Below are 20,379 nucleotides of genomic sequence, written 5' to 3' on the forward strand. Positions count from 1 at the left end.
AAAGGAGGAGTTCACATCATGAAAAAAGCCACAACCATTATTGCTTCCATGTTAGTCGTTGCCGCAATGGCTGGTTCTGCAGGTGCTGAGGGCCATATGACCAACGGGATGGATACCAACGGTTCACGTGTAAAGTCTTATCAGAATAGCAACTACATGGACCGTACAAACAGCAACTTGAACATGAACATGGATGGTAACTATCGTACCAATGGTGATTACCGAAACAATGGGGATTACCGCACTAACAGTGTACGTACAAATGCAGCTACAACAACAGACCGCGACAACGGAATGGACTGGGGATGGCTTGGTTTGCTCGGGTTGCTGGGACTGGCCGGTATGCGTAAGAGAGCAACTGATCATCACGAGCGTTAATTGATTGGTTCTTTTGTGAAAAAAAGGACCTCCGCTACTAAGCTGGTCATCACTGACCTTTAGCGTAAAGCAACATAAAAGAGCCGAACCCATTGTGTACTGCTTCACACAATGGATTCGGCTCTTAGATACATACAAGGCGATCTGTGTCTTAGATCGCCTCCTAACACGATATATCAACGTTTCAGATTCATTACAAAAAAAAGTCTCTGCTATAAGTGCAGAGACTTTTTTGAATCAGTAAGCGGGTGATGGGAATCGAACCCACGCTATTAGCTTGGAAGGCTAAAGTTCTACCATTGAACTACACCCGCATAAACAAAAATCGGGATGACACGATTTGAACATGCGACCCCCTGGTCCCAAACCAGGTGCTCTACCAAGCTGAGCTACATCCCGATATGAAAGGTAATAATGGCGCGCCCTGAGAGATTCGAACTCCCGGCCTTTTGATTCGTAGTCAAACGCTCTATCCAGCTGAGCTAAGGGCGCAAATATTGGAGCGGAAGACGGGAATCGAACCCGCGACCCTCGCCTTGGCAAGGCGATGCTCTACCGCTGAGCCACTTCCGCAAAATAAGGGATGCGCGTGGAGGGACTTGAACCCCCACGTCAAAGACGCTAGATCCTAAGTCTAGTGCGTCTGCCAATTCCGCCACACGCGCATGTAGTAAAAGTGAGTCATGAAGGATTCGAACCTTCGACACCCTGATTAAAAGTCAGGTGCTCTACCAACTGAGCTAATGACTCATATTAAAATGGCTGGGGATATAGGATTTGAACCTATGCATGACGGAGTCAAAGTCCGTTGCCTTACCGCTTGGCTAATCCCCAAAAATAGATGGTGGAGGCTGAGGGGATCGAACCCCCGACCCTCTGCTTGTAAGGCAGATGCTCTCCCAGCTGAGCTAAGCCTCCATCTTTGGGATGTTCATCCCTAATTAAAAACATTAGATAAAACTATGACCCGTAGGGGATTCGAACCCCTGTTACCTCCGTGAAAGGGAGGTGTCTTAACCCCTTGACCAACGGGCCCCATTTGCAGAGCTCTCAACCGGGATCGAACCGGTGACCTCATCCTTACCATGGATGCACTCTACCTACTGAGCTATGAGAGCAAATGGCTCCCCGAACAGGACTCGAACCTGTGACAACTCGATTAACAGTCGAGTGCTCTACCAACTGAGCTATCAGGGAATAATATGCATTTGCAGTGCAAATGCAATTCATCGTACAACGTCCACATGCAGAGCCTGTTTTCTATGTATGATGAAAGAGTTCGCTTGGCGGCGTCCTACTCTCCCAGGACCCTGCGGTCCAAGTACCATCGGCGCTAGAGGGCTTAACGGTCGTGTTCGGGATGGGTACGTGTGGAACCCCTCCGCCATCGCCACCAAACGAGCATTTGTGAAACAAATGCATTCGCGTTCCATTCGGTCCATCACAGCGGTGTGGATGAATGGTTCAGCGCATATTCAGAGTGTTGTTCTCTGAAAACTAGATTCGAAACGAAACGTGCGCGATCAAAACTTGCATATTGGATAAGCCCTCGACCGATTAGTACTGGTCAGCTCCATGCATTACTGCACTTCCACCCCCAGCCTATCTACCTCGTCGTCTTCAAGGGGTCTTACATACTGGGAAATCTCATCTTGAGGGGGGCTTCACGCTTAGATGCTTTCAGCGCTTATCCCGTCCGTACATAGCTACCCAGCGGTGCTCCTGGCGGAACAACTGGTACACCAGCGGTACGTCCATCCCGGTCCTCTCGTACTAAGGACAGCTCCTCTCAAATTTCCTACGCCCACGACAGATAGGGACCGAACTGTCTCACGACGTTCTGAACCCAGCTCGCGTACCGCTTTAATGGGCGAACAGCCCAACCCTTGGGACCTACTTCAGCCCCAGGATGCGATGAGCCGACATCGAGGTGCCAAACCTCCCCGTCGATGTGGACTCTTGGGGGAGATAAGCCTGTTATCCCCAGGGTAGCTTTTATCCGTTGAGCGATGGCCCTTCCATGCGGTACCACCGGATCACTAAGCCCGACTTTCGTCCCTGCTCGACTTGTAGGTCTCGCAGTCAAGCTCCCTTATGCCTTTGCACTCTTCGAATGATTTCCAACCATTCTGAGGGAACCTTTGGGCGCCTCCGTTACTCTTTAGGAGGCGACCGCCCCAGTCAAACTGCCCACCTGACACTGTCCCCGCACCGGTTTACGGTACCAGGTTAGAACCTAGATACGATCAGGGTGGTATCCCAACGGTGCCTCCACGCAAGCTGGCGCTCACGCTTCAAAGGCTCCCACCTATCCTGTACAGATCGTACCCAAATTCAATATCAAGCTGCAGTAAAGCTCCATGGGGTCTTTCCGTCTTGTCGCGGGTAACCTGCATCTTCACAGGTATTAAAATTTCACCGGATCTCTCGTTGAGACAGCGCCCAAGTCGTTACGCCATTCGTGCGGGTCAGAATTTACCTGACAAGGAATTTCGCTACCTTAGGACCGTTATAGTTACGGCCGCCGTTTACTGGGGCTTCGGTTCACAGCTTCGGGATTACTCCCTAACCACTCCCCTTAACCTTCCAGCACCGGGCAGGCGTCAGCCCGTATACTTCGCCTTACGGCTTCGCACAGACCTGTGTTTTTGCTAAACAGTCGCTTGGGCCTTTTCACTGCGGCCCCCTCGTGCTATTCACACTACCGGGGCACCCCTTCTCCCGAAGTTACGGGGTCATTTTGCCGAGTTCCTTAACGAGAGTTCTTCCGCGCGCCTTAGAATTCTCTTCTCGCCTACCTGTGTCGGTTTGCGGTACGGGCACCTTCATCTGGCTAGAGGCTTTTCTTGGCAGTGTGAGATCATGACCTTCGCTACTGTAATTTTCACTCCCCATCACAGCTCAGCCTTACGGTTAGCGGATTTGCCTACTAACCAGCCTTACTGCTTGGACAGGCATCCATCAGCCTGCGTCACTACCCTACTGCGTCCCCCCATCGCTCGTAACGATTTACGGTGGTACAGGAATTTCGACCTGTTGTCCTTCGACTACGCCTTTCGGCCTCGCCTTAGGTCCCGACTTACCCTGAGCGGACGAGCCTTCCTCAGGAACCCTTAGGCTTTCGGCGGATCAGATTCTCACTGATCTTTTCGTTACTCATACCGGCATTCTCACTTGTATAATGTCCAGCGCTCCTTACGGTACACCTTCAACCCTTATACAACGCTCCCCTACCCCTGATGCAAAGCATCAAGCCATAGCTTCGGTGGTGTGTTTAGCCCCGTTACATTTTCGGCGCAGAGTCACTCGACCAGTGAGCTATTACGCACTCTTTCAATGGTGGCTGCTTCTAAGCCAACATCCTGGTTGTCTGTGCAACTCCACATCCTTTCCCACTTAACACACACTTGGGGACCTTAGCTGATGGTCTGGGCTGTTTCCCTTTTGACAATGGATCTTAGCACTCACTGTCTGACTCCCGGAAGTAAGTCTATGGCATTCGGAGTTTGACTGAGCTTGGTAACCCTTGCGGGCCCCGCACCCAATCAGTGCTCTACCTCCACGACTCTGTTTTCCGAGGCTAGCCCTAAAGCTATTTCGGGGAGAACCAGCTATCTCCGAGTTCGATTGGAATTTCTCCGCTACCCCCACCTCATCCCCGCATTTTTCAACATGCGTGGGTTCGGGCCTCCAGTGCGTGTTACCGCACCTTCACCCTGGACAGGGGTAGATCACCCGGTTTCGGGTCTACGTCCACGTACTCATTCGCCCTATTCAGACTCGCTTTCGCTGCGGCTCCGGCTCTTCACCTTAACCTTGCACGGGAACGTAACTCGCCGGTTCATTCTACAAAAGGCACGCCATCACCCCTAAAACGGGCTCTGACTTTTTGTAAGCACACGGTTTCAGGTTCTATTTCACTCCCCTTCCGGGGTGCTTTTCACCTTTCCCTCACGGTACTGCTTCACTATCGGTCGCTAGGAAGTATTTAGCCTTGGCAGATGGTCCTGCCGGATTCATACGGGGTTTCACGTGCCCCGCACTACTCGGGATCCGTCTCGGAGGGAACAGACTTTCAATTACAGGGCTTTTACCTTCTTTGGCGGGCCTTTCCAGACCTCTTCGCTTAACCGGTTCCTTTGTAACTCCATGTGAGACGTCCCACAACCCCAAAGAGCAAGCTCTTTGGTTTGGGCTTCTCCGCGTTCGCTCGCCGCTACTGACGGAATCACTATTGTTTTCTCTTCCTCAGGGTACTTAGATGTTTCAGTTCCCCTGGTATGCCTCTACTTGCCCTATGTATTCAGACAAGAGTAACTGGATATTACCCCAGCTGGGTTTCCCCATTCGGACATCCCCGGATCAAAGCTTGCTTACAGCTCCCCGAGGCAGTTTCGTTGTTCGCCACGTCCTTCATCGGCTCCTAGCGCCTAGGCATCCTCCGTGTGCTCTTAGTAGCTTAACCATATGCTCCGGTTTCGTTCGCTCGCTTCCCTTGGTTTGGACTACGTCCAAAGCCAAAAGTCGCTCCCACCCGATACCATCGCAATTGCATTATCTACCGTTTTTATTGAAACTTGTTATACACAAGTTCAGCTAAAAAGGAATGTTCTAATTCGCGTTTGTTTCGTTTCGATATCTAGTTTTCAAAGAACAAGCTCCATAACTAGCAAGCTGTTTGAGAGTTTGAGCTCTCAAAACTGAGCAACGAGTGAGTAACTAGCCGACCTGGCTAGATTTTAGTTTTGAATGTCTTCATTGCAGAAGACGATTCTCCATAGAAAGGAGGTGATCCAGCCGCACCTTCCGATACGGCTACCTTGTTACGACTTCACCCCAATCATCTATCCCACCTTCGGCGGCTGGCTCCTTGCGGTTACCCCACCGACTTCGGGTGTTATAAACTCTCGTGGTGTGACGGGCGGTGTGTACAAGACCCGGGAACGTATTCACCGCGGCATGCTGATCCGCGATTACTAGCAATTCCGACTTCATGCAGGCGAGTTGCAGCCTGCAATCCGAACTGAGACCGGCTTTGTTGGGATTGGCTCCATCTCGCGATTTCGCAGCCCGTTGTACCGGCCATTGTAGTACGTGTGTAGCCCAGGTCATAAGGGGCATGATGATTTGACGTCATCCCCACCTTCCTCCGGTTTGTCACCGGCAGTCTATCTAGAGTGCCCACCCGAAGTGCTGGCAACTAAATATAAGGGTTGCGCTCGTTGCGGGACTTAACCCAACATCTCACGACACGAGCTGACGACAACCATGCACCACCTGTCTCAACTTTCCCCGAAGGGCACCTAACGCATCTCTGCCTCGTTAGTTGGATGTCAAGACCTGGTAAGGTTCTTCGCGTTGCTTCGAATTAAACCACATACTCCACTGCTTGTGCGGGTCCCCGTCAATTCCTTTGAGTTTCAGTCTTGCGACCGTACTCCCCAGGCGGAGTGCTTAATGTGTTAACTTCGGCACCAAGGGTATCGAAACCCCTAACACCTAGCACTCATCGTTTACGGCGTGGACTACCAGGGTATCTAATCCTGTTTGCTCCCCACGCTTTCGCGCCTCAGCGTCAGTTACAGCCCAGAGAGTCGCCTTCGCCACTGGTGTTCCTCCACATCTCTACGCATTTCACCGCTACACGTGGAATTCCACTCTCCTCTTCTGCACTCAAGTCACACAGTTTCCAGTGCGATCCGGGGTTGAGCCCCGGGATTAAACACCAGACTTACATGACCGCCTGCGCGCGCTTTACGCCCAATAATTCCGGACAACGCTTGCCCCCTACGTATTACCGCGGCTGCTGGCACGTAGTTAGCCGGGGCTTTCTTCTCAGGTACCGTCACCTTGAGAGCAGTTACTCTCCCAAGCGTTCTTCCCTGGCAACAGAGCTTTACGATCCGAAAACCTTCATCACTCACGCGGCATTGCTCCGTCAGGCTTTCGCCCATTGCGGAAGATTCCCTACTGCTGCCTCCCGTAGGAGTCTGGGCCGTGTCTCAGTCCCAGTGTGGCCGATCACCCTCTCAGGTCGGCTACGCATCGTCGCCTTGGTGAGCCGTTACCTCACCAACTAGCTAATGCGCCGCAGGCCCATCCCCAAGTGACAGATTGCTCCGTCTTTCCAGTTCTCTTCAGGCGAAGAAAACAAGTATTCGGTATTAGCTACCGTTTCCGGTAGTTGTCCCAAGCTTGAGGGCAGGTTGCCTACGTGTTACTCACCCGTCCGCCGCTAACCATCAGAGAAGCAAGCTTCTCTTCAAGTCCGCTCGACTTGCATGTATTAGGCATGCCGCCAGCGTTCGTCCTGAGCCAGGATCAAACTCTCCAATAAAGATGAATTTCTTCAGCGTCGTTAAACGTTCTGAAACTCATCAGGGTATTGAAAAGAGCGATAAGCTCATTTTGAATCTGACGAGATTAAAAATCTCATTTTGATCTTGCAAGCAAGATCGATACTCACTCGTTGTTCAGTTTTCAAAGATCAAACATAATTTGATGCGTTGTTTTTCATGTTGTCGTCGTTTCAGCGGCGACTTTTATAATGTAACACATCCACGTTTTCTTTGCAAGCATTTTTTTCAACCGTTTTAGCTACTGTCTTATAAAAATGCTTGTCCAATCAAACGGCTCCTTAAAAATGGAACGAAAATTAATTTACCATATAGTTTCGAAAAGGTCAACCCTATTTCGACAAATAAGTTGATCATTCCCTTTAGCAAATGGCGAATACAATGAGAGGCGCATTCTCTATCTAGAGAGCTACGCCTCTCATCATAACGTTTAAAATTATATGTTCAGCTTTATTTTATAGCTTGGAGTTTTTTAGCTTACCGCCTCTTGCATACTTGGATAACTCTTTAGGCGGGGCGAACCTTGCATACATACGGAATACTGTTTTATACCGACTCGCTATAGCATATTTAATCTCTTGGTCAAGACGATGGTCACTTAGATCGAACAGCATTTCATCCAACTCTTTGCGTAATACATAGTCCAGTTCCTTGCATTCTTTCTCGTTAAATAGCATACCCAGCATTAAGAGTTCTCCTTTTTGTGCATAGCCTCTATAGTCACACTCGTCTTTCAGCATCTTCTTTTGTTGAACATATCTCTTTTTTGTCTGCACTGCTGAAACCCGTTTTATTGTTATGGTCAAATTACTGGGAATTTATGAATGCTGGGTATCACAAAATTTGCACAAATAATTTTAATCTCTCACAAGTGCATATGTGAGCGTGCTCTCAATAACCGCTGCAACGAGAAGCAAGATGACTACCCAAAAACTTGCCGTTAACGTCATATTCATAAACTCTTTCCACCGAGATCCGATCATTGCCCGTTTGTCGCCTCCCATTTGCGCCAGACTCCGCACGACCAAACCGCCGAACCTCAATCCAAACGCACAGGCAATAATAATAACCGGGATTTCGATAATGCCATGTGGAAGAAGCCCCTTCACGACAATATCAAAAAAGCTTGCCCCATAATTCATCGTGGTGTGAACAACAAAGCCAAGCACCATCCCGTTGATTAGCAGAAAGATAATTGGCAAGATTCCGAAGAAAATACCTGCATAGATAACCAATACACTTTTAATGGCATTATTGAAAAAGATAAGTAAGAAGAAATTCCACTGCACATTTCCTCCTTGCTCCAACTGCTGACTGATTTGGCGAAGCCCTTCAATCTGCCCTAACAGTAACTCTTCTAGGGGGCCAGTACTCACCCACCCTGCTCCTATACCCACAGCGAACAATAAAAATGACCAGATTAAAGCTCCTCTAATCTTACCCATATCTCTTATAAATGTACTGAATTTTAACATAACAACCTCCTGTAAACCGAAATGATGGACAAACAAAGATGTAAAACGAATAACTGGACGGTACGAGCATACATTGAGAAGTAAACAAGCATTTCTTTATTGGGAGAGGGGCGCTTAGCGAAATGAACTCGTTCTATGTATTCAGCGGCAAAAAGATCAAACGTAATCTGATTGTGCTCGTTGCTGCCATTTTTGCGATTGGTATTATTTATCTGGAAAGTGGCAACGTGTCAGTGTTCTCGGAAGAAGCACCTTCCGCCGTCTACAGTGTACCGACTGACAAGAAGGTCATTGCACTTACCTTTGACATTAGCTGGGGTGATAAACGAACTGAACCGATTCTTAAAGTTCTTCAGGAGAATAAAGTGCAGAAGGCCACCTTCTTTCTCTCCTCACCCTGGAGCAAAACCCATCCCGAGATTGTGACTGCCATCAAAGATGCAGGCTATGAGATCGGTAGTCATGGACATCGGCACGAGAACTATACTAGCCTGACCGAAGAGCAGATCCGCAAGGAGATTTCGACAGCTCACAGCATTTTAACCGATTTAACGGGAAAAGAACCCAATTTGCTACGATTGCCTAACGGAGATTTTGATAAACGCGTGCTTCAGGTTGCGAATAGTCTAAACTATCAAGTTGTACAATGGGATACAGATTCTCTGGATTGGAAAAACCCCGGAGTACAGACAATCGTTGATCGTGTCGTCAGCAAAGCACATCCCGGTGACATTGTCCTGTTGCATGCCAGCGACTCATCGAAACAAACTCATGAAGCACTTCCGGCCATCATCGATAAATTAAAAAATCAGGGCTATGAATTCGTCACCGTATCTGAACTCCTTAACCATTCAAGTGTAGAGGGTAAGGAAGTACGCGATCAAGCCAGCGGCCAATAATACGCAAACAGTTGAAAAAGAGCTAACACAGTTAGCTCTTTTTGTATTTTTCATCGTTATGAAAACCTTATTCATGTGTATGGCCCTTCAACTCTTTATACCCAACATTCATTCAACGACTCGGAGCAGGATTCACAGCCGCTTCTTTTGAGCTATCGACCAGCTTGTGCAGGATCAGCATCTGATATGCATTACATAACAGCAAAGGGATCACAATAAAGATGGTAGCTGCATTAACGTCAATACGCAGTACACCAATCGTTTCCACTGCAGTCACGGCGATCATGAAAAAGAGCGTTGGTACTAACGCAGAGATATGTGTCTGTTTCACTTTCACGTAAGCGGTAACAATTGCAGCCGCCAAAATGATCAGTCCCAGCACAATGTCCGAGATACGCTCTCGTCCTCCTCCGACAAATAAACGCAAGAACATGATGTCCAGCAAAGCTAGCACAGTCAGCACAACCTGCACAATCTGCCATCCGCGTCTTGGGAATACACCCTTGCCCATATAATTCAAGATGAGATATGCAAAGAAACCCATTTGTGAATATACGCTAATCATCACTCCGGAGCCAAACAGAATCAGAAGATACAGCATAAAATCAGCAATACCATTCATTTTTTCTCCGTTTACCAACATCATAATCAATCCTGTACCTAATGCTCCCGCGGCGCCAATAAGCAAGGCTGTCCAAAATAGGAAAAACCATCTACGCAAATTCAAATGTTTTCCACCCCCGAGTGTTTATTTTACCAACCTTCACAGCAAAAAACCATCATTGCTCAACATATTTCCCCCTTTCCCATCACATACTACATCCAGTATCTAATCAAGGAGGGATTGTACACATGAAACGGCCTATATGGCAGCTATGCTACGTTGTATTGGGGCTATCCGTCATGCTCGCCGGCTGCGGTTCAGATCAGAGTTCTTCGCCTCCTCAGGGCAGTTATAAAGAGATGAAAACGATGGTCGTAGATATTTTGAAAAGTGATGAAGGCAAGAAGGCTGTTGAAGAGGCTCTAACGGGTCAAAGCTCCTCTGGCGGCGGTGGAGGCGGTGGGTCAGAAGAAGTCGGGAGCTCTGGTGGTGGATCGGGAACGGTAGGAATGAAAATGTTAATGCCAATGCAATCTTCGGAACAAATACGTATTGCCGTAAAAGATACCATAACCGCTCCTGAATACCAGAAGGAATTCGAGAAAATCATGACCGATCCGCAATTTGCCGGTGAATTCGCCAAAGCGATCAACGGACAAAGCAAACAACTGCATATGCAACTGATCAAAGATCCGACGTATCAGAAGTCGATTGGGGATATCATGAAATCTCCTGAAGTATCCAAGATGTTCATGGATATGACCAAAACCCCGGAATACCGAAAACAAACGATGACCGTTATGCAGGAAGTGATGCAAAATCCTTTGTTTCGTATGGAAGTTCTTACTTTGCTGAAAAAAGTGGTACAAGAAGAGCTCCAGCCTAAAACGGAAAGCGGTGGCGGGCAAAAGGGGCAGGAATCCGGTGGTCAGGGAGATGGTGGCAGTGGTGATTCTGGAGGTGGAGACTCCGGTGGTGGCGGTGGAAGTTCATAGAACTGCAAAGATGATCCAGGTTCTGCAAGAAGAGAAACGTTGATAAGCTTCAAATTTCCAAAGTAGAGATCATGTGAAAAGCCTGCATCCAAAGGACGCAGGCTTTATTTATAAGCACATTAAATTTTAATCACATAAGAAACTCATTCAAACTTAGACTCGATTGACTTGGCAACCTCGTCATATATAGCTCCTATTGTTGTCTCTGCCTTGTACACAGACGGTGAGAAATCCGGCTCAGAAGGATGGTTATCTGGAGCACCTAATGGAATCTGGGCAAGCAGTACCGTATGCAAGCTTTCGGCAAGACGTCCGCCCCCTCCACGACCAAAGACATACTCTTTCTCCCCACATTTACCACATTCGTAGTACGCCATGTTCTCAACCACACCTAACAGTTCATGTTCTGTTTGAATGGCCATCGCTCCGGCACGCGCCGCTACAAAGGCTGCGGTCGCATGTGGAGTCGTTACAATGATCTCTTTGCTCTGTGGCAACATCTGATGCACATCAAGCGCAACATCTCCGGTGCCCGGTGGCAGATCCAGCAACATGTAATCCAGTTCGCCCCACTGAACATCGGTGAAGAACTGACGTAGCATCCGGCCAAGCATTGGGCCACGCCAGATCACAGGGTTATTTTCCCGAATGAAGAAACCCATAGACATCACTTTGACGCCAAAACGTTCGACCGGTTGAATCACACCGTCCTCAACGACAGGGTATTCTTCAATCCCCATCATATCCGGCACACTGAAACCATAAATATCAGCATCAATGAGACCGACTTTCTTCCCTTGACGAGCCAGGGCTACAGCCAGGTTAACGGTGACCGTTGATTTCCCCACGCCCCCTTTACCACTAGCTATGGCAATAAAACGAACTCCCGACTCAGGGCTTAACAGCTCATGTCCATCGAGACCAGCCGCATGACCTTTTACAAGCACTTCATCCTGATCTTGCTCTTGCTGCACTTGTCCCAGGTTAAGGCTCTGACGGTCATGCTCTGACGCTACCCGTGTGCGGATATGCACATCCTTCACTCCATGCTGGGAAAGCAGGTTACGTGCAGCATCCGTTAAAGCGGTTGCATCTTCTGGCCGATTCTCCAGTGTCACCATGCTTAAGGCCACATGGTGTTCTTTCACCATAATGTCACGAATCCATCCCAGTTCCACTAAGCTTTGTCCTAGCTGCGGTTCCTGTAATGGCTGTAAAAGTTCAAGTATCTGTTCTTTTGATAACATCAGACAGCACCTCGGTTTTATCTATTGGCATGTGTTAGGTATGCTGTTCCAATTATAGCACTACCTCTCTTCTTATGACTAACTTTTCGGACGTTCACCTGAAGCATACCGGAGAATACCGTTATAAATAGATGCGGCTACTTTGCGTTGGTACGTTTCTTCAGCGAGCAGACGGGCCTCTTCCGGATGAGACAAGAAGCCGACCTCAACGAGTGCTGACGGGATTTTCAGAGCCTGAAGCAGATAAACGGTACTCACCGTTTTCGCTATACGATCTGTATTTTCCAGATTCCGAATCATTTCGGCTTGTAGCAGATTTGCAAGACCTTCGTTATCAGGATGATTAGGCGTGTAAAAGACTTGTGCACCGCTCCACCGATTAGATGGCACACTGTTCATGTGAATGCTGATAAATAAATCAGCTTGCTTATCTTCAATCTGTCTTACTCTCTGTTTGAGATCCTCTGTCTTACGTCTGGAGTACCCTCTCGTTCCCTCGTCGGCCAAATCCTTATCGATCTCACGAGTCATCACAACAAGAGCTCCTGCCTGTTGCAGATAGTCTCTAACATACAGCGCAATGGACAGATTGATATCCTTCTCAATAACTCCCTGCCTGCTCACGGCTCCCCCATCTGGTCCGCCATGACCTGCATCAATAGCGATCACCTTGCCAGCCAGAGGCAAACTCCAATATCCTGACGTTTTGGCCGAGGGCATCTCATACGAAACAACCGCTACAAACATAGCCAACAAACATAGGCTCAGCATAACCCTCTTCACTGTTTTTAACCGGACCCAGACTACCAGATGTTTCCCCATGTTTTTGCGCATAAAAAAACCACCTCGTCCCTATAAATGACTCTAATCATCTATATGGGACAAGATGGACAAATATACCCTTAGGAATGGACTTGCTCTGACATGCCCTCAATCAACACCTCAGCAACCTCAGGACGTGTAAATTCTGGCGGTGGACATTCACCATTACGCAACAATCCACGTACCTTGGTTCCCGACAAAGTCATATGATGTTTCTTGTCATGAGGGCAGGTTTTGCTGGAAGCCATATTTCCGCATTTGGTACAGAAGAAACTGTGCTCAAAGAACAGTGGTGTAATGCCCAATTCCTCAGCCGTAAAATTAGAGAAGATCTCTTGTGCTTCATAGGTTCCGTAATAATCACCTACACCCGCATGATCACGCCCTACGATAAAATGAGTGCAGCCATAATTTTTACGTACCATGGCATGAAAAATGGCTTCACGAGGTCCCGCATACCGCATTGCAGCCGGGAATACACCCAGAAACGCACGATCCGCCGGATAATAGTTCTCCAGCAGTACCAGATAACTCTTCATGCGCACATTCGCTGGAACATCATCAGACTTCGTCTCACCTACAAGTGGATTCAAAAAAAGTGCATCAACGATTTCCATTGCACTCTTCTGGATATACTCATGTGCCCGGTGGACAGGGTTACGCGTCTGAAAACCAACAACGGTTCTCCATCCTTTATCCTGAAAAATCTTACGTGTCTGAGCCGGGTCATAATAGAATTCTTCAAACTTGGCCGGTTTCGGACGGTTCAACACTTGAATTGGACCTCCTACATATGTTGCAGGACGCTCCAGCAGTTTTTTCACACCAGGGTGTTCAGGATCATCGGTTTTGAAAACACGACGTGCTTCCTCTGCCTGATCCACCTTATAGATGCTTTGAACCTCGAGCAGACCGTACGTTACTCCATCCGCTTCACCAACAAGAGCTACAGTTTCACCTTTACGAAGTGAATCAGCCTGTTGATCATTTACAGCCAGTGTAATCGGTATGCTCCATACTGTGCCATCCGCTAAACGCATTCGGGATACGACAGACAGATAATCTTCCTCATTCATAAAGCCTTGAAGCGGTGAAAACGCACCTACACCAATCAAATCCAAATCTGAGATCGTCCAGGTGTTAATCTGCAATGAGTTCAGGTTTTTGCTATCCTGCAATAATTGCTCACGTTCTTCTCCTTGTACGATACGCTGCACCAGCGCACCTCCATGAGGCAGAATCGAAGTCATCTTGTCAGCTCCTTATTAAAACATCCGATATTTTGATGAAAACTGCATTATCATTCTAAAATGGTTTAACTGAAAAAGACATTTGCGCTATCATGCCATAACTCTATTAATCAGCTTATTTGTGCAATCCGCACTCCGTTTTATCATTACCAGACCAGCGCCCCGCGCGAGGATCTTCCCCAGGCATTACCTGGCGTGTGCAATGCTCGCACCCGATGCTCGGGTAATTTTGATCATGCAGCGGGTTATATGTCACGTTATTAGCACGAATGTATTCCCACACATCCTCACTCGTCCAATGTGCAATCGGGTTAAATTTCATGAGTCCAAACTTAGTATCATATTCAACCTTCTTGGAGTTTGCACGCGTTGGTGCCTGATCTCTGCGAATCCCCGTAATCCATGCATCATACTGCGAAAGAATACGTGTCAGAGGTTCCACCTTACGAATGTTACAACAAGCATTAGGATCGGATTTCCATAATTCTTCCCCATGCTGAGCAGCTTGTTCTTCTGGTGTGATTTTTGGCGATACTTTTACAAACTCAAGGTTGTACTTTTCTTGCATCCGATCACGCGTATCATATGTTTCCTGAAAATGAAAATCTGTATCCAGATAAAAAACATCAGTAGATGGGCTAATTTTTTGCAACATATCTACAAGTACAACATCCTCTGCACCGAAGCTGCATGCAAATGTGATATTAGGAAATGTTTCAACCGCATAGCGAATAATATCTTCCGGGCTTGCGTGCTCCAGTTCCTCTGCTTTTGTACGAGCCAGTTCTTCCTTTTCTAACAAGTTCATTGTTCAATTTCCCCCATTCATGATCTCAAAACCACAAAAGCCGACTAATCTAATATGAATTATGTATAGTATAAATCTTTCACTCGCGATGTCAATGCCTGCCATCTGGTAAATTACATCAGTTCTACTCAGAAAAAATCAGTATAACAACGCTCAACTTTTAGTGCTATTAGGCTTCTAGATGAAATGAAGGTAAAACTATACAAAAATCTTATAAACATAACTTTCAAGTGCTCAAGATCCTAAAGAGAAAAAAACGTTGCTATTGTTGGATTTTTGGGATGAAGGACGAATTATTTTTCATCATTAGAGAGCGTATCCTGTCAGAAGAGGCATCCTCATTTGAGGAATAGTGAAAGCCGAGACTGCAACTCCGTCAAATAACAAAAGTAAGAACCCTTTATCGTATTCATAAAAAAGACTGATATCTGAGACATGAGAAAAAATGATATTGATTGGGTGTAGTAGTATTGCTATATACGGTTAAGATTTGTGCTAACGATAGTTAGAGTTATAACGTGGATCAAGTCATAGAGGGGAATGGCGGATGGACATTGATTAATCAATTTGAATTCATTTGGATTAAGAAGGTTAATTTAGATATGAATTAGATCAAAATTCAAGGATATACAAAACTAAAGTTACAGCTAATCTCTTGTAACCTCGTTTTTCTCTCAATGGGAATCATGTTGCTATTACGTTAACGTTAGAATATTCAAATTAGGCATAGCCTATTAGTAGATAAAACACAAAAAAGTCCCTGGCCGAAGCCAAGGACTTTGAAAAATCTTAACGTTTGGAGAACTGAGGTGCGCGACGAGCCGCTTTAAGACCGTATTTTTTACGTTCTTTCATACGTGGGTCACGAGTCAGGAATCCTGCTTTTTTCAGGGATGCACGGTATTCTGGATCTGCTTTGAGCAGAGCGCGGGAGATACCGTGACGGATCGCACCGGCTTGACCGGAGATTCCGCCACCGTGAGCGATAACCAAAACGTCATAGTTAGTGAGCGTTTCTGTCAAAGTCAGTGGTTGTTTTACGATCAGTTTGAGTGTTTCCAAACCAAAGTATTCATTAATATCACGTTTATTGATGACAATGCGTCCTTCACCCGGTACAAGGCGAACACGTGCTACCGAATGTTTACGACGACCTGTCCCATAGTATTGTACTTGTGCCATGAAACTGTCCTCCTTTTAATTAACCGCGAAGTTCGTAAACTTCTGGTTTTTGTGCTGCGTGTGGATGCTCAGTGCCTCTGTACGCTTTAAGTCTCAGCTTCATTTTCTCGCCCATGCGAGTTTTAGGAAGCATACCGCGAACAGCCAATTCCAACATACGTTCAGGTTTGTTTTTAACCATCTCTTCTGCAGTAGTTACTTTCAAACCACCTGGGTGCATCGAGTGACGGTAGTATTTTTTACCTTGCATTTTTTTACCAGTCAATACAATTTTCTCTGCATTGATGATAACAACGAAATCGCCAGTGTCCACATGTGGAGTGAATTGTGGCTTATGTTTGCCGCGGATCAAAGCAGCTGCTTCGCTCGCCAAACGTCCGAGGGTTTTGCCTTCAGCATCAATGATGTGCCATTGGCGCTCAACTTCGTTAGGCTTCGCCATGTACGTAGTACGCATGAAAAGTTCCTCCTTAAATGTTCAAAATCATCATTTTTCATTTATCTTCGTTCGTTAAGTGATAACTTTAGGTGTTGATGGATAGTTGTTGCGATGTGAACATCTTAATTGGGGCTGTGGGAAAGCCATTAAGAAAACACAACTTTTATATTACATGATAGGAGACTAATTCGCAAGTATTATTTGAGCTTTTTACTCACCAAATTTAATCTTTTTTGTATTCAAGATCCCAGAGCATCAAACCACAACTAACTGCAGTTGGTCCCGCAGCAGAACGGTTGCATGCAGCAATCATATCCGGCACATCAGAGGCTTTCCGTTTACCCTCTCCGACCTCCAGCAGTGTCCCTACAATGATACGCACCATATGTTGCAAAAAGCCGTTACCACTCACATAAATGTGAATGACACCCTGATCGCGAGGATGGTCCCTGCACATTGAACGGTCCACTTCTATCCATGCTTCGTATACCGAACGCACATGATTCTCTTTCTGAGACTTGCGTGAAGCAAAGGAAGTAAAGTCATATGTGCCTATGAAATGACGCAGGCCCTCTTCCATCGCAGTGATGTCCAGCTTGGCATGATGATGATGCTGCAGTCTTCTGTTAAAGACATCCGGAAATTGGTTTGCATTGACCGTATATCGATAGGTTTTCTTTTTCGCTGCATAACGAGAATGAAAATCTAGCGGTACCTCCATTGCATCAATAACAACAATGTCAGATGGCAATCTGGAGTTGAGTGCAATACACCAACGTTCCACCGGAATCTGGGACGCTGTAGGAAAATTGAAGATTTGTCTGCGGGCATGAACGCCTGCATCCGTTCGGCCTGACCCCGTGATTTTCACCGTCTCACCAGTCAACGCACGAATAGCATCCTCAAGGTGGTCCTGAATGGTATTACCTCCTGGCTGTACTTGAAAGCCGTAGTAGGCCGTTCCATCATAAGTTACCGTCATACATAAGTTGCGCATATTACCACACCTTTGTTCCATACTATACATAACCCTATCCCGAACAGCAAAAGAAGCCCCTTACGGAGCTTCATTTACAGCACGAATTCCGAAATGAAGAGAAAAAAAGGGTTGACTCAGAATCTTGGACTCTGTCCCCTTTCCTCATCTCACATCTGTATTACGCGCGGTCTACCAGTTCCAAGTAAACCATAGGCGCTGCGTCACCACGACGAGGTCCCAGTTTCAGGATACGTGTGTATCCGCCTGGACGCTCAGCGTAACGACCGGACAATTCGCTAAACAGTTTTTGGATTGCATCTTGCTCACCATCGATAGTTTCGCGGCGAACATATGCTGCCACTTGGCGACGGGCATGAAGATCTCCCTTTTTCGCTTTAGTGATCAGTTTTTCAGCAATAGAGCGAACCTCTTTTGCTTTCGCTTCAGTTGTCTGAATGCGCTCGTATAAGAACAGGTCGGTTACCAGGTCACGGAACAAAGCTTTACGTGCGCTGGAATTACGGCCCAACTTTTGGTATGCCATTGTTTTCCCTCCTTCACTTCAAGCACTCAGCTGTCTATTCTTCTGTACGTAGTCCCAAACCCAGTTCCTCAAGCTTCTCTTGAACTTCTTCCAAAGACTTGCGTCCGAGGTTACGGACTTTCATCATGTCTTCTTCCGTTTTCGTAGTCAGCTCTTGTACGGTATTAATACCAGCACGTTTGAGGCAGTTGTAGGAACGAACAGAGAGATCCAGCTCTTCGATCGTCATTTCGAGTACTTTTTCTTTTTTGTCTTCTTCTTTTTCAACCATGATCTCTGCATCCTTCGCTTCGTCTGTAAGACCCACGAAGAGCATGAGATGCTCGGTCAAAATTTTAGCGCCAAGGCTTACAGCCTCTTCAGGACGAATACTTCCGTCAGTCCAAACTTCCAACGTGAGCTTGTCATAGTTGGTTACTTGGCCTACACGCGTATTTTCCACAGCGTAGTTTACGCGGCTGATCGGGGTGAAGATGGAATCGACAGGGATGACGCCGATCGGCTGGTCATCGCGTTTATTCCGATCTGCCTGGACGTAGCCGCGACCGCGATTGGCAAAAATACGCATGTGAAGTCTCGAACCTGGTCCAAGCGTAGCAATGTGAAGATCCGGGTTAAGGATTTCTACATCGGAATCAGCACGAATGTCTCCAGCCGTGATTGCTCCTTCGCCTTCAGCATCAATCTCGAGCACTTTCTCCTCGTCAGAATGAATTTTGAGCGACAAAGCTTTCAGGTTAAGGATAATCTCTGTAACATCTTCCATTACGCCAGGAACTGTAGCAAATTCATGCAGAACGCCATCGATTTGAACCGAAGACACTGCCGCACCCGGCAGTGATGAGAGCAGGATTCGGCGAAGCGAGTTTCCAAGCGTCGTACCGTATCCGCGCTCCAGCGGTTCTACTACGAATTTCCCATAGGTGCCATCATCGTTGACGTCTACCGTCTCAATTTTCGGCTTTTCGATTTCTATCACTGCAATACCCCTCCTTCAAAACGTCGGTCCTCTATGAAACATTTACCTTCTCTTGCGAAAACATGTAGTAGTATGCCTAAACAACCATTATTAGCAGATTGTGCCGGAAGTATACCACACGCAGGGGCAAATCTCATTAGACACGACGACGTTTTGGAGGACGGCATCCGTTATGCGGGACTGGAGTTACGTCTTTGATCAGGTTAACTTCAAGACCAGCAGCTTGCAAAGAGCGGATCGCTGCTTCACGGCCTGCGCCTGGTCCTTTAACCATAACCTCAACGGATTTCATCCCATGTTCCATTGCAGCTTTGGCAGCAGTCTCAGCAGCCATTTGTGCAGCAAACGGAGTCGATTTACGGGAACCTCTGAATCCGAGGCCGCCGGAGCTTGCCCACGAAATCGCGTTTCCGTGAGGATCCGTAATAGTAACGATAGTGTTATTGAAAGTGGAACGGATATGTGCCACGCCAGATTCAATATTTTTACGGTCACGACGTTTAGTACGTACGACTTTTTTCGGTTTAGCCATTTTCTCTTATCCCCCCTTATTATTTCTTCTTGTTCGCTACAGTACGACGAGGACCTTTACGAGTACGAGCATTCGTTTTCGTACGTTGTCCACGAACAGGCAGACCACGACGATGACGAACTCCACGGTAACAACCGATCTCCGTCAAACGTTTAATATTCAAAGAGATTTCACGACGCAGGTCACCTTCAACTTTGACCTCTTTGTCGATACTTTCACGCAATTTGCTGACTTCATCTTCCGTCAAATCACGAACACGAGTGTTCTGATTGATGCCTGTAGAGCTCAGAATTTTCTGGGAAGTCGTTTTACCGATTCCGAAAATATAAGTCAAGGCGATCTCAACGCGCTTATCACGTGGCAAATCCACACCAGCTATACGTGCCATTTTACGCTACACCCCCTTCATTAACCTTGTTTTTGTTTGTGTTTTGGATTTTCACAGATAACCATTACATTCCCTTTGCGGCGAATGACTTTGCATTTTTCGCAAATCGGCTTGACCGAAGGTCTTACCTTCATGTGAATTACCTCCTCAAAGTTCTGCTTAGCAAAACCCTCTTCGTAAGCATTGACCTTGTTCTACTATTGTAAAACCGGCTTCGAAGCTTTCGCAAGTTTTGCCGGGCAAAACCCGCTTCATAAGCTTCACAGTTCATTGCAACTGTCTACTACTATTTACGGTAAGTTATACGACCTTTTGTTAGATCATAAGGCGATAACTGAACAACTACTTTGTCTCCAGTCAGGATACGGATGAAGTGCATCCGTAATTTCCCGGAAACGTGAGCGAGAATTTGATGACCATTCTCAAGCTCAACCTTGAACGTTGCATTCGGCAGCGGTTCAAGAACCGTGCCTTCCACTTCAATGACATCTTCCTTGGCCAT

19 protein-coding genes, 11 tRNA genes and 3 rRNA genes are annotated in these 20,379 nt (G+C 46.9%); 3 read left to right on the forward strand and 30 right to left on the reverse strand.

Features of this window, described 5'->3' with window-relative positions; all coding sequences use genetic code 11:
* The first annotated feature begins 18 nt into the window (after window positions 1–18).
* Complete coding sequence (locus ACT89M_RS24630) at window positions 19–378, forward strand: WGxxGxxG family protein (RefSeq protein ID WP_145334652.1); 360 nt, start codon at window positions 19–21, stop codon at window positions 376–378.
* 243 nt (window positions 379–621) lie between these two features.
* Here ACT89M_RS24630 and ACT89M_RS24635 read toward each other — a convergent pair.
* The 16 genes from ACT89M_RS24635 to ACT89M_RS24710 all read right to left on the reverse strand — a co-directional run bounded on the left by ACT89M_RS24635 (window position 622) and on the right by ACT89M_RS24710 (window position 8,209).
* Window positions 622–692, reverse strand: a tRNA-Gly gene (locus tag ACT89M_RS24635).
* Window positions 693–703: 11 nt separating this feature from the next.
* Window positions 704–777, reverse strand: a tRNA-Pro gene (locus tag ACT89M_RS24640).
* 16 nt (window positions 778–793) lie between these two features.
* Window positions 794–870 (reverse strand) — tRNA-Arg (locus tag ACT89M_RS24645).
* A gap of 6 nt (window positions 871–876) precedes the next feature.
* Window positions 877–951: transfer RNA gene (locus ACT89M_RS24650), tRNA-Gly, on the reverse strand.
* Between the two features lie 11 nt (window positions 952–962).
* Window positions 963–1,043: transfer RNA gene (locus tag ACT89M_RS24655), tRNA-Leu, on the reverse strand.
* A gap of 12 nt (window positions 1,044–1,055) precedes the next feature.
* Window positions 1,056–1,128, reverse strand: a tRNA-Lys gene (locus ACT89M_RS24660).
* Between the two features lie 9 nt (window positions 1,129–1,137).
* Window positions 1,138–1,212: transfer RNA gene (locus tag ACT89M_RS24665), tRNA-Gln, on the reverse strand.
* 8 nt (window positions 1,213–1,220) lie between these two features.
* A tRNA-Val gene (locus tag ACT89M_RS24670) sits at window positions 1,221–1,296 on the reverse strand.
* Between the two features lie 45 nt (window positions 1,297–1,341).
* Window positions 1,342–1,413, reverse strand: a tRNA-Glu gene (locus ACT89M_RS24675).
* A 10-nt stretch (window positions 1,414–1,423) separates the two neighbouring features.
* Window positions 1,424–1,496: transfer RNA gene (locus ACT89M_RS24680), tRNA-Thr, on the reverse strand.
* A 3-nt stretch (window positions 1,497–1,499) separates the two neighbouring features.
* Window positions 1,500–1,575, reverse strand: a tRNA-Asn gene (locus tag ACT89M_RS24685).
* A gap of 84 nt (window positions 1,576–1,659) precedes the next feature.
* A 5S ribosomal RNA gene (gene rrf / locus ACT89M_RS24690) occupies window positions 1,660–1,776 on the reverse strand.
* A gap of 139 nt (window positions 1,777–1,915) precedes the next feature.
* Window positions 1,916–4,843 (reverse strand): 23S ribosomal RNA (locus ACT89M_RS24695).
* Window positions 4,844–5,159: 316 nt separating this feature from the next.
* A 16S ribosomal RNA gene (locus ACT89M_RS24700) occupies window positions 5,160–6,715 on the reverse strand.
* Together the 16S, 23S and 5S rRNA genes with 11 tRNA genes alongside form the textbook arrangement of a ribosomal RNA operon.
* 474 nt (window positions 6,716–7,189) lie before the next feature.
* Complete coding sequence (locus ACT89M_RS24705) at window positions 7,190–7,420, reverse strand: hypothetical protein (RefSeq protein WP_090924652.1); 231 nt, start codon at window positions 7,418–7,420, stop codon at window positions 7,190–7,192.
* Between the two features lie 171 nt (window positions 7,421–7,591).
* Window positions 7,592–8,209, reverse strand: coding sequence for a stage II sporulation protein M (locus ACT89M_RS24710; protein WP_308723516.1), 618 nt, complete (start codon window positions 8,207–8,209; stop codon window positions 7,592–7,594).
* A gap of 122 nt (window positions 8,210–8,331) precedes the next feature.
* On the opposite strand from ACT89M_RS24710, the gene pdaB reads away from it, so the two are divergent.
* On the forward strand, window positions 8,332–9,108 hold the full coding sequence (pdaB, locus tag ACT89M_RS24715) for a polysaccharide deacetylase family sporulation protein PdaB (RefSeq protein ID WP_090924654.1): 777 nt from the start codon (window positions 8,332–8,334) through the stop codon (window positions 9,106–9,108).
* Window positions 9,109–9,220: 112 nt separating this feature from the next.
* Here pdaB and ACT89M_RS24720 read toward each other — a convergent pair whose 3' ends face one another.
* Complete coding sequence (locus ACT89M_RS24720) at window positions 9,221–9,835, reverse strand: KinB-signaling pathway activation protein (RefSeq protein ID WP_090924655.1); 615 nt, start codon at window positions 9,833–9,835, stop codon at window positions 9,221–9,223.
* A gap of 125 nt (window positions 9,836–9,960) precedes the next feature.
* Here ACT89M_RS24720 and gerD point away from each other — a divergent pair, with 125 nt between their 5' ends.
* Window positions 9,961–10,707 (forward strand): spore germination lipoprotein GerD, encoded by a 747-nt coding sequence (gerD, locus tag ACT89M_RS24725; protein WP_341181286.1) that lies wholly within the window; start codon window positions 9,961–9,963, stop codon window positions 10,705–10,707.
* Window positions 10,708–10,850: 143 nt separating this feature from the next.
* On the opposite strand, the gene ACT89M_RS24730 is transcribed toward gerD, so the two are convergent.
* From ACT89M_RS24730 to infA, 13 genes are all read right to left on the reverse strand, one after another.
* Complete coding sequence (locus ACT89M_RS24730; protein WP_154892111.1) at window positions 10,851–11,954, reverse strand: Mrp/NBP35 family ATP-binding protein; 1,104 nt, start codon at window positions 11,952–11,954, stop codon at window positions 10,851–10,853.
* A gap of 78 nt (window positions 11,955–12,032) precedes the next feature.
* A complete protein-coding gene (cwlD, locus tag ACT89M_RS24735) occupies window positions 12,033–12,788 on the reverse strand; it encodes an N-acetylmuramoyl-L-alanine amidase CwlD (RefSeq protein ID WP_090924658.1) in 756 nt (251 codons plus the stop codon).
* Window positions 12,789–12,856: 68 nt separating this feature from the next.
* Entirely contained in the window at window positions 12,857–14,026 is a 1,170-nt protein-coding gene (sat, locus tag ACT89M_RS24740) for a sulfate adenylyltransferase (protein WP_308723521.1), read from the reverse strand.
* Between the two features lie 115 nt (window positions 14,027–14,141).
* On the reverse strand, window positions 14,142–14,834 hold the full coding sequence (locus ACT89M_RS24745) for a phosphoadenylyl-sulfate reductase (protein WP_090924660.1): 693 nt from the start codon (window positions 14,832–14,834) through the stop codon (window positions 14,142–14,144).
* A 789-nt stretch (window positions 14,835–15,623) separates the two neighbouring features.
* Window positions 15,624–16,016 (reverse strand): 30S ribosomal protein S9, encoded by a 393-nt coding sequence (gene rpsI / locus ACT89M_RS24750; protein WP_090924661.1) that lies wholly within the window; start codon window positions 16,014–16,016, stop codon window positions 15,624–15,626.
* Between the two features lie 19 nt (window positions 16,017–16,035).
* Window positions 16,036–16,473: a 50S ribosomal protein L13 gene (rplM, locus tag ACT89M_RS24755; protein ID WP_024633564.1), complete on the reverse strand. Its 438-nt coding sequence runs from the start codon at window positions 16,471–16,473 to the stop codon at window positions 16,036–16,038.
* A 205-nt stretch (window positions 16,474–16,678) separates the two neighbouring features.
* Window positions 16,679–17,452, reverse strand: a complete 774-nt coding sequence (gene truA, locus ACT89M_RS24760; protein WP_090924662.1) for a tRNA pseudouridine(38-40) synthase TruA — start codon at window positions 17,450–17,452, stop codon at window positions 16,679–16,681.
* Between the two features lie 160 nt (window positions 17,453–17,612).
* Entirely contained in the window at window positions 17,613–17,978 is a 366-nt protein-coding gene (gene rplQ / locus ACT89M_RS24765) for a 50S ribosomal protein L17 (RefSeq protein WP_017692102.1), read from the reverse strand.
* 34 nt (window positions 17,979–18,012) lie between these two features.
* On the reverse strand, window positions 18,013–18,957 hold the full coding sequence (locus ACT89M_RS24770) for a DNA-directed RNA polymerase subunit alpha (protein WP_024633566.1): 945 nt from the start codon (window positions 18,955–18,957) through the stop codon (window positions 18,013–18,015).
* Window positions 18,958–19,093: 136 nt separating this feature from the next.
* Window positions 19,094–19,489 (reverse strand): 30S ribosomal protein S11, encoded by a 396-nt coding sequence (rpsK, locus tag ACT89M_RS24775; protein WP_068537278.1) that lies wholly within the window; start codon window positions 19,487–19,489, stop codon window positions 19,094–19,096.
* A gap of 19 nt (window positions 19,490–19,508) precedes the next feature.
* Window positions 19,509–19,877 (reverse strand): 30S ribosomal protein S13, encoded by a 369-nt coding sequence (gene rpsM, locus ACT89M_RS24780; RefSeq protein WP_056697730.1) that lies wholly within the window; start codon window positions 19,875–19,877, stop codon window positions 19,509–19,511.
* 20 nt (window positions 19,878–19,897) lie between these two features.
* Entirely contained in the window at window positions 19,898–20,011 is a 114-nt protein-coding gene (rpmJ, locus tag ACT89M_RS24785) for a 50S ribosomal protein L36 (protein ID WP_003333770.1), read from the reverse strand.
* A gap of 152 nt (window positions 20,012–20,163) precedes the next feature.
* Complete coding sequence (gene infA / locus ACT89M_RS24790) at window positions 20,164–20,379, reverse strand: translation initiation factor IF-1 (protein WP_017692098.1); 216 nt, start codon at window positions 20,377–20,379, stop codon at window positions 20,164–20,166.

This window comes from Paenibacillus sp. NN59 (assembly GCF_057597225.1).